The 15,410-nt window shown below is 69.5% G+C and carries 12 protein-coding genes; 4 read left to right on the plus strand and 8 right to left on the minus strand.

Features of this window, described 5'->3' with window-relative positions:
• Positions 1–135 precede the first annotated feature (135 nt).
• Positions 136–1,440: a ferritin-like domain-containing protein gene (locus tag KEG57_RS11155; RefSeq protein WP_272458443.1), complete on the plus strand. Its 1,305-nt coding sequence runs from the start codon at positions 136–138 to the stop codon at positions 1,438–1,440.
• Positions 1,441–1,531: 91 nt separating this feature from the next.
• Complete coding sequence (locus KEG57_RS11160; protein ID WP_272458444.1) at positions 1,532–2,854, plus strand: amidohydrolase family protein; 1,323 nt, start codon at positions 1,532–1,534, stop codon at positions 2,852–2,854.
• Between the two features lie 34 nt (positions 2,855–2,888).
• Here the strand turns inward: KEG57_RS11160 and KEG57_RS11165 are convergent, their stop codons facing one another.
• Positions 2,889–4,058, minus strand: a complete 1,170-nt coding sequence (locus tag KEG57_RS11165; RefSeq protein ID WP_272419713.1) for a glycoside hydrolase family 88 protein — start codon at positions 4,056–4,058, stop codon at positions 2,889–2,891.
• 163 nt (positions 4,059–4,221) lie between these two features.
• On the opposite strand from KEG57_RS11165, the gene KEG57_RS11170 reads away from it, so the two are divergent.
• Both KEG57_RS11170 and KEG57_RS11175 read left to right on the plus strand, forming a co-directional pair.
• Complete coding sequence (locus KEG57_RS11170) at positions 4,222–5,343, plus strand: Type 1 glutamine amidotransferase-like domain-containing protein (protein WP_272419714.1); 1,122 nt, start codon at positions 4,222–4,224, stop codon at positions 5,341–5,343.
• 5 nt (positions 5,344–5,348) lie between these two features.
• Positions 5,349–6,317 carry an alpha/beta fold hydrolase gene (locus KEG57_RS11175; RefSeq protein WP_272419738.1) on the plus strand — a complete coding sequence of 323 codons (969 nt, stop codon included), beginning with the start codon at positions 5,349–5,351 and terminating at the stop codon, positions 6,315–6,317.
• 16 nt (positions 6,318–6,333) lie between these two features.
• On the opposite strand, the gene KEG57_RS11180 is transcribed toward KEG57_RS11175, so the two are convergent.
• From KEG57_RS11180 to KEG57_RS11210, 7 genes are all read right to left on the minus strand, one after another.
• The gene (locus tag KEG57_RS11180; protein ID WP_272419715.1) at positions 6,334–6,921 is read right to left on the minus strand and encodes a hypothetical protein; all 588 of its coding nucleotides are present in this window, start codon (positions 6,919–6,921) and stop codon (positions 6,334–6,336) included.
• A 130-nt stretch (positions 6,922–7,051) separates the two neighbouring features.
• A complete protein-coding gene (locus KEG57_RS11185; protein ID WP_272419716.1) occupies positions 7,052–7,630 on the minus strand; it encodes a hypothetical protein in 579 nt (192 codons plus the stop codon).
• 13 nt (positions 7,631–7,643) lie between these two features.
• On the minus strand, positions 7,644–10,718 hold the full coding sequence (locus tag KEG57_RS11190) for a serine/threonine-protein kinase (RefSeq protein ID WP_272419717.1): 3,075 nt from the start codon (positions 10,716–10,718) through the stop codon (positions 7,644–7,646).
• Positions 10,719–10,781: 63 nt separating this feature from the next.
• Positions 10,782–11,132 carry a hypothetical protein gene (locus tag KEG57_RS11195; RefSeq protein ID WP_272419718.1) on the minus strand — a complete coding sequence of 117 codons (351 nt, stop codon included), beginning with the start codon at positions 11,130–11,132 and terminating at the stop codon, positions 10,782–10,784.
• A 21-nt stretch (positions 11,133–11,153) separates the two neighbouring features.
• Positions 11,154–12,305, minus strand: coding sequence for a zinc-dependent alcohol dehydrogenase (locus KEG57_RS11200; RefSeq protein ID WP_272419719.1), 1,152 nt, complete (start codon positions 12,303–12,305; stop codon positions 11,154–11,156).
• 101 nt (positions 12,306–12,406) lie between these two features.
• Positions 12,407–13,081 (minus strand): DUF2490 domain-containing protein, encoded by a 675-nt coding sequence (locus KEG57_RS11205; RefSeq protein WP_272419720.1) that lies wholly within the window; start codon positions 13,079–13,081, stop codon positions 12,407–12,409.
• Between the two features lie 51 nt (positions 13,082–13,132).
• Positions 13,133–15,259 carry a protein kinase domain-containing protein gene (locus tag KEG57_RS11210; protein WP_272419721.1) on the minus strand — a complete coding sequence of 709 codons (2,127 nt, stop codon included), beginning with the start codon at positions 15,257–15,259 and terminating at the stop codon, positions 13,133–13,135.
• Positions 15,260–15,410: the final 151 nt, after the last annotated feature.

Raw genomic sequence — 15,410 nt, forward strand, 5'->3', positions numbered from 1 at the left:
GTCCCTGTTGCCATTCTGTGCCAGGGATGCGCGCCATGGAGCGGCAAGGGTGCCAGGGAGTTTTCGGCCGCCCTCGCGAAAAGCCGCGTTTCTCCGGCTGGAACGGCCCTTGCCGTGCCGGGGGTCGAGGTGCTCATGGCCAGGTCCAATCGAGTCGGCAGAATTCTGCGTCACGTCCTTTCTCTTTCGATCGCGCCCGCCGCCGTCGCTTGCGGGATCGACACCGACGGCTTCACCGCGATCACGTGCGGCAACGATCGTCACCTCTCCGATTTGCGGACCGCCGAGGAGCTCGATTACATGGAGCTCATCAACATCGGCGAGGGAGGGTCGGATGAGCCGCGCGTGGTCACGACCTTCGGGGACAAGTGCGGCTCCGCGAGCAACGTCGCCATGTGCGAGGCCGCGATCGCCGCCGCCACGTCGGCCCAAGGTTTTCGCATCGGCCAGTGCGTCGATTTTTGCCCGCGCCACATCCTGGTCACGAACAAGGGCGACGAGGTGAAGGTCCTCGATACGAAGGAGGCCGTCCTCGCCTTGATCCGACCCATCGATACGGCCGGCGAGGCCGTGCTCGCCGCTGAGCTCGCGGAGTATCAAATCATCTGCAACAACACGGACGAGGGCGGCGTCCGGGCCTCGGGCTCCGGCTTCGACGTGCTCGGCACGCGATACACCGAGATCTGCGATCCGATCGAGCGCGAGCTGTACCTCCTCGACATCAATGCCGACGGGAACGTCCAGGAAATCGACTCCGAGGTCATCGAATCGGAGTCCGGCGCCTGCATTGGCCGGCGTCCCGCGGGGCTCGCGCGCCGCAAGGCCCGCGGCTCGACGCGCGTGGGCGCGTATCTCGCGAGCGTGGCGCATCTCGAAGCCGCGAGCGTCGACGCGTTCGAGGCCCTCGCCGCGGAGCTCGTCCATCACGGCGCGCCGCGCGCGCTCATCGAGCGCGCCGATATCGCGCGACGCGACGAGGTCCGGCACGCGCGGGTGATGCGCAGGCTCGCGTCGCGTCACGGCGGGCAATTCCGTGCCCCGAGTGTCGCAAAGCAAGCCCCGCGCTCGCTCGAGGCCATCGCGCTCGACAATGCCGTCGAGGGCTGCGTGCGCGAGACCTTCGGCGTGCTCGTCGGCATGTGGCAAGCGCGCGCCGCCAAGGATCCTGCCGTCCGTCGCGCCATGCACCGCATCGCGCTCGACGAGGCCCGGCACGCCTCGCTCGCGTGGGCCATCGACGAATGGATTCGCCCGCGGCTCGACGCCGCCGCGCGGGAGAGGGTGGAAGCCGCGCGGCGGAATACGCTCGAAATCGTGGCGGCCGAGGCGCGGGCTGGAAATGACCCCGAGCTCGTCTCGACCCTGGGCCTCCCCGATGCTCCTGCCGGCGAGCGGCTCGCTCGGCATTTCAAGGAAGCCGTGCTCGCGCTCGCAGCGTAAAGCGCGGACGGTGGGCTCGCGGGGCCGCCGTGCGGGCTTAGATTTCCTGGGCGGGCGCGCTATCGTGGCGCGTTTGCCCAGGAGGTCCACGATGCCCCGGATTGCCAGGATGTTGTGCATCACCGCCGTCGCGGGCGGTTGCGTCGGAACCCCGGCGATCGCGCAACACGATATCGGTGGACGGATGGATTTCCTGCCGCCCGCGCGGGAAGTGAATCGCTTCACCGAGGCCCCTCGTGGCCGAACCCTGGCCATCACGGGCGCGACGCTCTTCGATGGACGCGGCGCGCCGCCCGTGCCCGACGCGGTGGTCGTCGTCCGCGAAGGACGAATCCTCGCCGTCGGTCCGCACGGCGCCGTGGAAATCCCTGCGGGCGCGGAGATCGTCGATGCGACGGGACAATCCGTTTTGCCCGGCCTCATCGACGCCCATTTCCACCTCGACGGCGACATCCCCCTGCCGTCCCTCTTCCTCCAGCGCGGCGTGACGTCCCTGCGCGACCCAGGCGCATGGATCGAGGCGTATGATCCGGTGCGCTCTTCCTCCGCCCCGATTCCGCGTCTCTTTTTGACCGGACCCCACCTCGACGCGCCGCCGCCCGCGCACCCGAAGGACGCGCTCCTCGTCCTCGATCCGGCCGAGGCGCGCGCGGCCGTCCATCGCCTCGCGGATCAGGGCGCGTCGGCCATCAAAATCTATTATCGATTGCCCCTCGGCAGCATCCGTGCCGTCAACGAGGCTGCCCACGAGCGGGGCCTCATCACGACGGCGCACCTCGAAATCGTGGACGCGGGGGACGCCGTGCGCGCCGGGCTCGACGGCGTCGAGCACGTCACTTCGTTCGGCACCGCGATCGTGCCGCTCCGCGAGGCCGAGGCTTTCCGGCAGGCTGTCCTCGCGGACAACGCCGCCCGCGGCCCGGCTCGTTATGCGCTCTGGAGCAACGTCGACCTGGATTCCCCGAGCGTCCGGGCGATCCTCGACCTGCTCGTCTCCGAGGGCACGTTCTTCACGCCTACGCTCGCCATTTTCGAGCGCCGACCGGGCGATCGGGGCAGCAATGACGCCGAGGTCCGCGCCTTCACCAACATGCTCGGCTTCGTCCGCCGCGCGCACGGCGCCGGCGTCCGGATCGTGGTCGGCTCCCATTCCGACGTGCCTCACGCCGAGCGCGGAGACGCGTACGTCCGCGAATTGGAGCTCCTGCACGAGGCCGGCCTCTCGCGGGGCGAGGTCCTCTCGGCCGCCACCCTGGAGAACGCGAGATTCTTTCGTGTCCAGGACCGGCTGGGGAGCCTCGAACCCGGCAAAATCGCCGATTTGATCCTCGTCGGCGGCAATCCCGGCGAGGACCTCGCCGCCATGCGCGACGTCCGCCGCGTCATGCTGAACGGCGTATGGGTCGGGCCTTGAGCGCCCCGGCGCGTAGGTCGATACGATGATTACGTCAGCGCGGGCCGAGGGACAACGAGAGCAACGCGAGGAATGCTCCCTCGCCGTATTTCGTCCTCGGATCGAACCGCACCACGTACCTCGCCGGGTCCGCGGCCACGACGGTGCCAGTGCTCACGAGCGAGAGATCGGGGTTTTGCCAGCGCGGCAGGAGCGCGGAGAGCGTCTCCGTCGCGACGCACGCATATTGTGATTCGGGAAGCCAACCCATGCGAGCGCCCACGCCCATTCCATAGGCGATGAGCGAGGAGGCCGACGTCTCTTCGACATTCCCTTCGAGCCCCTCCGCCCCGAGGACCGTCATCCAGAGGCCGGAGGGTCTTCGTTCGGCGAGCAGCGCCGCGGCCGTTCGCCGGTAGCTCTCCAGAATGAAGGAATAGGAAGGGTGGCTCTCTGGCAGGTGAAGGAGCACCTCGGAGAGCCCGGCCATGACCCAGCCATGGCCGCGTCCCCAGAAGACAGGGCTCCGCCCGGTGCTCGGATCGGCCCACGCGGGCAGTGTTCCCTCGGCGCTCCGCTCCGCCCAGCCGTGTGCGTGCAGGCCGGTCCGAGGATCCATGAGGTGCTGGATATGCAGGACCGTTTGTCGCGCGGCCTCGTTGATGATGGCTTCGTCACCCGTGGCCTCCCCGAGCCGCGCGAGGAACGTGAGGAGCAGGAAATCCGAGTCGACCCAGAGCTCCACCGAGCCCTGGTACCCTTCCAGTAAGGAAGAAATATGTGAAATGCTCCCGTCCTCGGCCCGCCGAAAGGTCCGCTGCATGTAGTCGTGGATGCTCTTCGCCGCCGCGAGATACCGGGCTTCGCCGGTCTCCTCGTACAGGAAGAGCAAGTTGAGCCCGCAGGCGATGAAATCGACGTCTGGCAAGAGCGGCTCGAACGACCCATCCTCGCCGATGGCCGTATCCAGGCTCGACTGCAGATATTCGAGCCACGCCCCCCGGGCCGCCGGATTCGTCGCATACACCTTCTCCACGCCCCACAGGAGCGTCGCGTCGCGCCAGTAGCAGAGGGCGCTCGAAGCCGGGTATTTCGAGCGGACCGCGGACAGCACCTCGCCCGCGACAGCCTCGGCGCGCGCGGGTGGTGGAGCTGGGCAGGCGGCCGTTTGGAATGGGGGAGGAACGAGCAGGACGACGAGCAACAACGTGAGCAGAGTTCGCATGGTCATTCCCTTCTTTCCGGCACCCAGACGGCCTGCAAGGAGCGTGACCCGGCCGCGCTCGAACACGCGGGCGACCGGGCCGGGCGCCGCCCATCCATCCCGCTCCGCGCGCGGTCGCGACCTCCTTCGCCTTGCCGCCGCCTTCGTGTACACTCCGCCCCGCATGCGCGGCGCCATCCTCTTCAACGGCAATGCCGAGTCCGACGAATGGCTCGTCCGGGCCGCGGCTCCATTCCTCGCGACGTCGCGGCACAAGGATCCGGCGGTCGCCGCCGCGCGCCGCACCCTGCTCGTCACGGCCGGCTGGGCCGAGCACGAGTACGACGAGGCGCACGTCAAGCGGGCCCTCAACGCCGCGGGCTTTCCCTCCGTCTTCGAGGACGGCTTCGATCGCGCCCACGAGAACCTCTCCTTGCTGACCGAGCTCGACGGAGTCCTCGCCGAGGCGCCCGAGCTCGCCGAGGCGTTCCGCGAGCTGCGCCGCGCCGAGGCCACCGCGCGCAGGTTTTACCTCGAGCACAACGCGCACACGATCGACCTCTTCCGCCGCACCCTGCGCGAGGCGAAATCCGAGGCGCCCGATACCGATCTCCAGAGCCTGCTCGCCGACATGACGCATCCCACGGGCCCGCGCGCGCTCGCCCGCCACGCCCTCGCGCGCGAGCTCCGGCGCGCCTTCCACACGCTCGAATCGAACGACGACCACCTCTTCGAGCTCTTCGGTGATATCGAGCGCCGCGCCTTCGACGCCGCCGGCGCCCTCTACCACCCGGCGTTCCGCGCCGCGAAAGAGCGGCTCGAAGCGCGCATCCTCTCCTCGAGCAACATCTTCCTCTTCGGCGGCCGCCTCGATCTTTTGCTCGGCGCGCTCCGCTTCTTCCGCCTGCGCGACGTCTTCGTCGAGGCTCTGCGCCGCGGCGCGCAGATCGTCGCCGTCTCCGCGGGCGCCATGGTCCTCTGCGAGCGCGTCATCGTGTACGACGATTTCGCCGAGACCCCACGCGATTTCCAGCTCTACGACCGCGGCCTCGGCATCGTGCAGGACATCCAGATCTTCCCCCATTGCATGGAGCGCATTCAAACGGACGACCGCGACAACCTCGCCTACCTCGCGCGAAGGTTCCGCCACCACGCGTGCGTCGGCCTGAACCAGCGCTCGCTCCTCCTGCTCGACCTCTCGCCACGCCGGGCCGTGAGCGTCGGCGCGGGGGACGGCGTCTACGTCTTCGGCCCCGACGGGAGGAAGCGCTGCCATCGCGCCGGCGAGGAGGTCGCGATCTCGTGAATGGTATGGTTGACGGGAAAAACCGGGTATTTTCGTTCCTCGGCCACTGGTTCACCGTCGCGCCGGTCGCGCGGCACACGGTCGCGCCGCGCCGCATTTCGGCTTCCGTTCCCTTTCGGCTGACGGTCCCGGACACGAAATACGGCGAGGTCCGCCTCTCGGGCCGATTGCACCACGCGGCGTCGGATACGCTGCTCGTCGTCGTCCACGGCCTCGGGGGGGACGTCCGCAGCCATTACGTACTCTCGGCCGCCGCCGCCGCCGAGGCCGCCGGAATCGCGAGCCTGCGCGTCAACCTGCGTGGCTCCGACCGCACGGGCGAGGACATCTATCACGCGGCCATCACCCAGGACCTCCACGCGACCCTCGCGAGCCCGGAGCTCGGCCGCTATTCGCGCATTCTCCTCCTCGGATACTCGCTCGGCGGGCACATCGTCCTCCGCGCCGCCACCGAATCACTCGACCCCCGCGTCCGCGCCGTCGCCGCGGTATGCCCTCCGCTCGACCTCTTCGTCGGCGCGCGCGCCATCGACGAGCCCGCGCGGCTCGTGTATCGACGCCACGTCCTCTCGGCCATCAAGGAGATTTACGCCGAGGTCGCCGGCCGCCGCCCCGTGCCTTTGCCGCTCGCGGAGGCGCGCCGCATTGCCACGATCCGTGACTGGGACGAGCACATCGTGGCCCCGCGCTTCGGCTTCCGCGGCGCGGACCATTATTACGGGGAGTCGAGCGTCGCGCCGCGCCTCGCGACGCTCGCCGTCCCCTCGCTCGTCGTGGCCGCCGCGCACGACCCCATGGTCCCGGCCCACACGCTCCTGCCCATTCTCTCCGGCGCCCGCCCGCCGCTCGAGGTGCGGTGGATCGATCGCGGCGGGCACGTCGGTTTTCCGGCCCGCGTCGACCTCGGTTTTCCCGGGTCGGGCGGGCTCGAAGATCAGGTCGTCGCGTGGCTCCGTGATCGCGCGGGGGCTTGACGCGGGGCCCTTCGGTTCATTTGGGGACGCACGTTCCCGGCGTGTCCGGGTTGAAGCACATCTGGTTGCACGGGCAGACACTCGCGCCGTCGCATGTGCCCCCCAGGCAATCCGCGTCGGACCAGCACTTCGGCAGCACCAGCTTCTCCTTGCAGCGGTTCATGACGCACGTGGTCGTGAGCGGGCAATCCGAAAACGACTCGCAGCATTCGTCCAAGCCCGGGCATGTCGCAGCATCAACCGAGCCCTCGGGGCACTCCCACGTCCCGCTCATGCAGACGGCGGGCACGGTCTCCGCGGATTGGCAGGTTGGTCTGCACGTCGGCCCAATGGCGCCACACGGGACGGACACGCCGCCCGTGCCGCCGTCTCCGCCGCTCCCGCCCCCGAAACCGCCCATGCCGCCGCTGGCGTGGCCGCCGCCGACGCCACCCACGCCGCCGTGACCGCCACCCCCGCCGCTCCCGCCGCTCCCCGCACTGCCGCCTTCCCCGTCACCCCCTTCACCCCCGTTCCCCGAGGGCGGCCGATAACCCCCGAGCCCGCAAGCCGTGAACATCAAGGAAACGAACGCGATCGAAACGAAGCCAAGTCGATGGTTCATGCCCCCGATGATACCATGAAATTGCGTTGCGGGACCGACCCGCGATATGCGCCGGCCGAGCGGGCTCGAAGATCTGATCGCCGCGTGGCTCCGGGACCGCGCGGTCACGTGAGCGTCGGGGCCATGGTTGTCAAGCCGGCACACACTTGCCCGGCGTATCCGGCGTGAAGCACGTGTCCCCGCAGGCGCAGACGATGGCGCCTTCGCAAACCTCTGCTTCCGTGCATTCCCCGTTGGTCCAGCATTGCCCGGGGAGCACCGGCTCCTTGCACACCTTGTTGACGCAGGTGAACATCGCCGGGCATTCCGACGGCGTCGTGCAGCAACCGGACTGCATCGGGCATGTGCTCGCCTCGGCCGAGCCCGGGGGGCACACCCACGCGCCGCCGATGCATTCGGCGTTCGTCAGCATGTTAGGCATGCAGTCTTTCAAGCAGACGGGCGGCGTCTGATCGTTGCAATTCCCCCCCGACCCCCCATTGCCGCCCGTGCCGCCGCCGCCGTGGCCGCCGCTCCCCGCACCACCGCCGACGCTGCTCGAGGTGACCGCCCCGCCTCCCTCGCCGCCGGTGCCGCCGGCGCCCCCCACGCTCGTGCCCTCTCCCCCTTCGCCCCCGTTCCCCGTGGGCGGCTGATAACTCCCGAGACCACACGCGGTGAACACCAGGGAAACGGTCGCGATCGAAACAAAAGCAAGTCGATGATTCATGCCATCGATCGTATCACGGAATGGCGAACGACCATATGACCGTGAGCGGCTTTCCCTCGAATGGCTGTACGATTACCTGCCGGAACGCGCGATCCACGCACGCCCCGACCTTCGTCCCCACGAAACGCTCGTCGAGCGAGACGGCCGAGACCGTCCCCTTCGGATCGAGGACGAGCGCGACCTTGCCGTTGCCCTTCGGCTGCTCCTCGTCCTCGCGCTTGCAGGAGGCCGCGACCACCTTCGCCTGCGAGAGCTTGGAGTACGCCTCGCCGAGCACCACGGACCGCGCCACGGGCCCGCCGCGCGGCTGCGGCAATGCCGTCACCGGCCCCGTGAGCCCGGGTTCGACGACGGGCGGCGGGATGTGCTCGGTCTCGCGCAGGAGGTCTTCGAGCGGCTCGGGCAGCTTCGCGTTGTCGCGCTCCTGCTTGACGAGGTACTCGTCGAGCTGGCGGACGACGCTCGAATCGAGCGCCGTGGGCTCCTTCGGCTCGGAGGGCGACGCCTTCGTCTGGGGCGTGAGCGAGCCCTGCACGAGCTTCAGCGCCGTCAGCGCCGCCTTCGCCTCGGCCTCGCGCTTCTCGGCCTCCTTTTGCCCCGAGACGGCGCGCTCCCGGTCGGCCTGCGCCTTCGCCTCGCGCGCGAGCGCGAGCGCCGCCTCGGCCTTCGCCATGGCCGTGTCCGCCTCGGCCTGCGCGCGCTGGGCCTCGAGGTCGACGTACACCGTCCCCGCCCCGAGCGCGATGGCGCCGGCCAGGATCCCCACCACGCCCCCGATGATCCGGCTCCGCTGCGCCGCCGCGACGCTGGCCGCGTAAAACCGTTTTGCCGCGCCTTCGAGGCGCATCTGCCGCGCCCGCAGGATCTCTTCGAGCAGAAGCAGGCGGCGCCTTCGCCAGAGGAGCTCGGGGTCGGGTTTTTCCTCCCAAACCTTCGCGGCCTCCTCGAAATCCTCGATGACGAGGCGCTCCTCTCGCTCGCTCGCGACCCAGTCCCGGAGCTTCCCCCAGTGCACGAGCAGCGCCTCGTGGGCGAGCGTCACGAGCTCGACCTCGCCGTCCTTGCGCCGCTCGGTCTCGCGCAGGACGAGCCGCGCCTCCGCGAAGACCTGCACGACCGCGCGCGCTGCGGGGCCGAGCTCGCGCACGAGCTCTCCGATCCGCCGCGTCATGCGCGCTCCTGCGGGCGTCGTCAGCGAGAGCAGGATGCGCTGCACCATGCGCTCGGTGCCCGCCTCCTTCACCGCGCGATCCATGGTCTCGTTCGCGTGCCGCGAGAGCGCCCCGGAGAACTCGATCGCGCGGAGCGACGATCGCGTGATGAGCTTCCTCGCGCGATCGCGGCTGTGCCAGAGCTCGCGCAGCGCGAACTCGACGAGCGGCATCGATCCGGCCGTCGTCTCCAGCGCTTCGAGCAGCTCCTTGCGCAGCCGCGGATCCTCGAACGTGTAGCCGTAGCTCTCGAACGCCGCGTCGATGACCTCGCCCCACGCGGCCGATCCGAGCGGCGAGACGAGCACCGCGCCGCGCGTGATCACGCGGCCCACCTGCTCGTGCGCGAGGATCGGATCGAGCAAATCGCGCCGCGCAGTCACCACGACGCGAAGCCCCGGCCAGGGACGCTCGCCGAGCCGCGCGAGCAGATCGAGCGTCCACGTCTGGCTCTTTCCGCCGGGGCCCTGCGCGAGCGTGGCGATCTCTTCGAGCTGATCGACGAGCAGCACGAGCCCGCGCTTGCTCTGCGAGAGCCACGCCTCGACGCGCGCGGCCGCCTCTTCGGGCGAGCGCTTCGGATCGAGGCCCATGTGAAAGAGCGCCGTCGTGAGGACCTGCCGCGGATCGGTGCCGGGCGAGATCAAAACGGTCTCCCATTGCCGCGGACCGCCGAGCGCGCCGTCGGCGATCGCGGGCAGGATGCCGGCGCGCGCGAGGCTCGATTTGCCGCTCCCGCTCGGGCCGAGCAGCGCCGCGAGGCCACGCGTGCGCAAGACTTCGAGCGCCGCCGCGACCTCGACCCTGCGGCCGAAGAACACGTCGCGGTGCTCCTTCTCGAACCGCTCGAGGCCACGGAATGGGCCGTCCTCTTCCGGCGGCAGCGCGCGCCTTCGCCCGACGAGCGCGCTGCGAATGCGTTCGAGCTCGATGGCCACGATCTCGGCGGATCGAGGCCGCCCCTCCGGCTCGGGGGCGAGCAGCGCGTCGACGAGATCGCCGAGCGAGGCCGGGAGTTCCGACACGAGCTCGGCGAGGCGCGGCGGCTCTTTTCGCCCGTGGAGGACGTCCTCGTCGAGCGAGCCCCGGCCCGCCGCGGGCGTCCGACCGACGAGGCAAACGAAGAGCACCGCGCCGAGCGCATAGAGATCACTCGCGCTCGTCGCGGGCGAGAGAGCACGCCAGCAGACTGGATCGACGAACCCGCGTTTTCCCCCGATCGCTTCGAGCGGCGAGCGAAAGCCTCGATCACTCGGGCGATCTCGCGGCGTACTCGGCGCGCTCGGGATCTTCGATCGCATCGAGGGAATGGTTTGTCCTGGCGTGGCGGTCGACGCGGCCGAGATGCCGAAATCGATCAGCTTGTACGCCGCGGGCGTGCCGAGCAGGGCGGCGTCGACGACCACGTTCGCGGGCGAGATGTCGCGGTGCACGAGCCCGGCGCCGTGGACCGCGACGAGCGCCGAGGCGATCGCGATGCCGGCGTCGATCGTCTCGCGCACGGACAGCGTCTGCTTGTCGCGCAGCCGCTCGCCGAGCGACTCGCCCGCGACGTACTCCATCGCGAGGCCGATCACGCCGCGCGTCTCGTCGACGGGGAGCTGGTAGAAGCGCACGACGTTCGGGTGCTCGACGCGGCAGAGCCGGGCGGCCTCGTCGATGATCGCTTGCCGGCCCGCCTCGCCGCCCGCGTCGAGCGAAAAGAGCTTGACCGCCGAGAGCCTTAGCTTCGTCGTGCCCGCGGTCTCTTCGGCCAGCCAAACCGGCGCGAAGCCGCCGCGACCGAGTTGCCGTACGAGCCAGAACGCCCCGATGCGCCGCTCGGCATCGGGGAGATCGGTCAGCCGACGGACGGCTTCGGGCAGGGCGCTCGACATGCCAGGGCGGACATTGTCACGAGGCCAGGGCGGCGTGTCAAATGGAGCTGACGCGGGATCGAGCTAGGTGCGCGTGCGCCGGAAGAGGTCCTGCACCACGTCCACCCGATCGGCGGCGATGCGGAGCATCCAGTGGCTCACGCGATGGTCGGGAATCGCATACGCAATGAGGCGCAGCCTGCCCGAGAGACCACGCGGCGGCAGCGCCGTGCTGAAGACGGGCGTCGTGCGGGTCGTCTCCATCTCCGGCCGCGTCCGCGCCGCCTCGTCGAGAGGCTGCTGTTCGGGCTGGATCCAGTGCGCGTTGCCCATCGGGCGCGGTGACGTCTCGCGCGGTACGCCCGGCCTGTCCATCAGGTCGCGGTCGGCGCCCCAAAAGGGCAGGTCATTCGGTCGATGTTCCTTCCTTTGCATCTTCGCCTCCCTTCTGGAAAGTCACTTGGTCCCTGGCGGAATGAGCGCCACCTTGAGGACCCCGTCCTTGCGGGCATTGAAGAGGCGATACATCTCGGCGGCCTCCTCGAGCGGCACGCGATGGCTGATGAGCGCCTTCGGGTCGATGCGGCCCTGCCGGATGTGCTCGACGAGGCGGGGCATGTAGCGCTTGACGTCGCATTGACCTGCTTTGATCGTCAGGCCTTTGTTCATCGCGCTGCCCACGTCCACGAGGTTCCACGGCGGCCCGTAGACGCCGATGATGGAGACCCTGCCGCCGCGCCGCACCGCCTGGATCGCCCAGTTCAGGGCCACGGGCGATCCGGCCTGGACGCGGAGCGCTTTGCCCAGGACGCCGTGCAAAAGGGACCCTTTGGCTTCGAGGCCGACGGCTTCGATGCACACGTCCGGGCCACGACCCTCCGTCATTTCGAGCAGCCGCGAAACGACGTCGGGGTGCTCCTTGAAATTGATGGTCTCCACCGCATTGTACGTCCGGGCGAACGCGAGGCGGTCATCGATGGAGTCGATGGCGATGACCCTGCGCGCGCCAAGGATCCACGCGCTCCTTTGCGTGAAGAGCCCAACGGGCCCGCAGCCGAAGACGGCCACGGTGTCCTCGGGCGTGATGTCGCCCATTTCCGCAGCCTGGTATCCGGTGGGGAGGATATCCGAAAGAAACAGCACATCCTCGTCGGAGAGGTCGTTCGGGATCTTCATCGGCCCGACGTCGGCGAACGGGACCCGCACGAGTTCGGCCTGTCCGCCCTGGTAGCCGCCGGTCGTGTGGGAATACCCGAACACGCCGCCCACGACCTTCGTCAGCGGATTCGTGTTGTCGCAAAGCGAGGTCCGCTCGCGCTGGCAGAAGAAACACGTGCCGCAGGCGATGTTGAAGGGCACGACCACACGATCGCCGCGCGAGAGGCTCGCGACCGAGGGGCCGACCTCCTCGACGACGCCGGTGAACTCATGGCCGAAGATCGTGCCGACGCGCGTGTCGGGGATGTAGCCGTTGTACAGGTGCAAATCGGAGCCGCAGATCGTCGCGCGTGTCACCCGAAGAACGATGTCGTTCGGATGCTCGATCCGCGGCTCGGGATTTTCCTCGACGCGAACCCGCTTTGGACCATGGTACGTGAGTGCCAGCATACGTGATACCTCTCCCGAGGTACACGAATGCAAGAGGCAGACCGGCGGTTAGCGGGCCGAACGATTCCGAGAGAATCGCGTCAAAGCTGGAATTGCGGGCGTCACTTCGCCGGCGGCGGCACGTCGAAGAAAAGCGACATGAAAAAGACCCGGTCGTGGGTCCACCCCGAAGCATCCTCCCGGCTCCGGAGCATGAAGCCTGCGTCGAGGCGCGTTTGGGGCGAGAGCATTCGCGCGAGGCCGATCAGCGCGCGGTTTTGGTTCAGACCGAGCCCCGAGAGATCCACGAGCACCTCGTCCCAGACGAACGGCAGCCATTTCGCGCCCTTCGGCGCGTAGTTGATCCGGAGCTGATTGCGATACCGGTACCTCGTCTCCGTATCGCGGAACCTCGCCTCGAACCGGTTCCGGTCGTTCCACGTGAAATCGCCGATACGACCAAAAAAGTTCGGCTCGAACTCGAAACGCGCCTCCTGCGCGAATGCGCCCGTGGCCAGGCGATCGGCGTAGATCGTCCCCTGGACGCCGATGAACAGGAAGTCGGTCAGGAAAAACAGGGGGCCCGTCCGCAGGAACGACTGGTGCAGGCCGCCGCTTCGACCGTTCAGGCGCGACTCGGCGTACACGCGGAGGTCGATGCGGGGGAACGTCGGCTTGTCCGCGCGGACGATCGGCACGCGGTTCTCGGACCAGAGCCAGACTTCGTAATCAGCGTGCGCCTCGGACGCGAGGCAGAGCGCGAGGAGGGCGGCAGGGACGGCGAGGGCGCGCTTCATGCCCTGCAGTCGAGCCACAGGTTTCGTTGGTGGTCAAGCGATCGGGCGCGCCTAGCTCTGATCGAGCACCGCGGACGTGCTTTGCCAGCTGCCGATGTCCCGCGGCACGAGGTTCGCCCCGCCACCACGCGCGTCCATGACACGCGCCCCTTCGTGCGTGAACGTGATGCCGACGAGGGGCGGCGCCCCCGGGTCCTTTTCGTAGTACGTCCGCCACACCGGCGACGTCGAGCCTGCTTGCCGACGCATCACCGAGGACATCGTCACGATCCACGGCAGGCCCACCGGATCGAGCGCCATCGCCACGGGCCGATCCTTGGCCTCGACCTCCTCGGGGATCACCGCGCCTCGATCCAGGCCGAGCACGAAGCCCTCGCCCGCGGCCCACGAGAGCCGCTCGCCGCTGCAGAGCGCCGTGTACAGCGCGGGTTTGTCCTGCACGCCCGTCGCGTACACCGTCGTCTGTCCGTCGTAACTCGCGAACAGCGCGCGCCCGCGCGTGCCCCTCGCGTTCGCGCCCACGACGAGCATGCCGTAAGGACCCGAGGACAGAGCGAGCACGTGACCCGACAGCGGGAGCGCGACGGGCGCGGACCAGCCCTCGTCGTTCCAGAGCCAGAGCTCGGGCAAGCTGTCCTCGTCGCCCTCCACGGCTGCCGTGACGACGGCGAACGTCTGCCCATCCCCGAGTGCCGCTTCGATCGGCGTCTCGCGCGGAGGGAGCACGAGCGGGACGATCTGACCCGGCCGCACGAGCCGCACATGCGACGGGCCGACGAGCGCAAAGCCCGCGTGCGGGCCGCGCACCACGAACGTCGTCGCCGCGACGACCGACGCGTCCTTGGGCCCGATGGGGATGGGCAACGCGCGTGGGCCCCAGAGGTACATCAGCCGCCCACCGAAGCGCACGAGCGCGCGGCCGTCGGGCTGGAACGCGACGTTGCCGGGCCTGAGCGGCGGCAGCATCACGCCTTTGATCTCGACGGGCAGAAGCTCGACGATCTCCGCGGTCGGCTCGAGCGTCACGGCGGGGCTCGCGAGCGCCTGCGTCGTGCGGAACGCGGTCGTCGCGCGGTCCTCGCGCGCGGCGCGGGCCTTCCAGCGCGCGGCGGCCGCTTCGAGCAGGGGCAAGAGCGCATCGGCGAAGGCGCGTGCGGAGTCGAACCGCGAAGGCGCCTCACGCGGGGCGAGCGCGCGCGCGGCCTCCTCGTTTCGCAAGGGATCGGGCAAGGCCGGCGAGGCGGCTTTGCCGAGCACACGATCGAGCTCGGCGAGCGTCGCGCGATCGGCGGCGAAGCCCGGATGCAAGCGCGGCGCGGTCACGAGCGATCGGCGCTCGCCGGTCACGAGAAAGCCGTTGTCCCAGGGCCCGCGGCACCAGTGCTCGCCTCCGAGGACGAACCACACGACGGCGGCGAGCGCGTGCACATCGGTCCACGGGCCGATGAGCGGATTCTTCTCGCCGGGGCGCGAGAGCCACTGCTCGGAGCCTGCGTACTCGCGCGTGAGCGCGGCGATCGTGTACGTCGCGTCGGCGACACGGGCGATGCCGCAGTCGGCGATCTTCGGCGTCTCGTCGCCGACGGGCCCGACGATGAGCACGTTGTCGGGCTTGAGATCGCGGTGGATGATGCCCTCGTCGTGGAGCGCGAGCACGCCCTCGACGATGCCGCGGCAGAGGCGCAGCGCGCGGATCGGATCACATCCGTCGGGCGCGCGCGTGATGCGATCGGCGAGCGACGATCCATCGGGCCCGCCGTCGACGTACTCGAGCGCGAGCCAAGGCAGTTTTACGGTCCGCCCGCGCACGTCGACGGGCGCCTCGCCCATCCCGTAGAAGCCCACGACGAACTCGGTGGGCGGCGTGCGGTCCATGATGCGGCTGAGGGCCGTGGCTTCGCGCTGCGCGAGCTGCCCTGCGAAGATCCCCTCTTGCATGAGGTCCGACACCATGGCCGGCTTCATGACCTTCACGGCGATGCGGGGCGGACAGAGCGGCGAGAGCGCGCTCGAACGTCTTGTCGGATCGACCTCGGCGAGGAACACGCTCGACATGCCGCCCACGCCGAGCAGCCTGGCGAGGCGTGCGCCGGTGGGGCTGCCCCACGCGTCTGCAAGCGGGGGCGCGCCGCGCGCGAGGTCGCGGAGATCGACGTCTTGGGAGCGCAGGAGCGGCATGCTCGGGGAGCGATGGTAGGCGCGGATGGTGCCTGCCGTCAAAGTGCGCGACAGACGGGCGCGGGCGGAGGTGGGGGGCGCGCACGTCGCAGGGCTTGAAAGGGGAAGCCGCGCCCGGGTTCCAGAGTGCCTGCGCGCGTTCGCCGCGCTC

The sequence above is a fragment of the Polyangium jinanense genome (genome assembly GCF_028435365.1).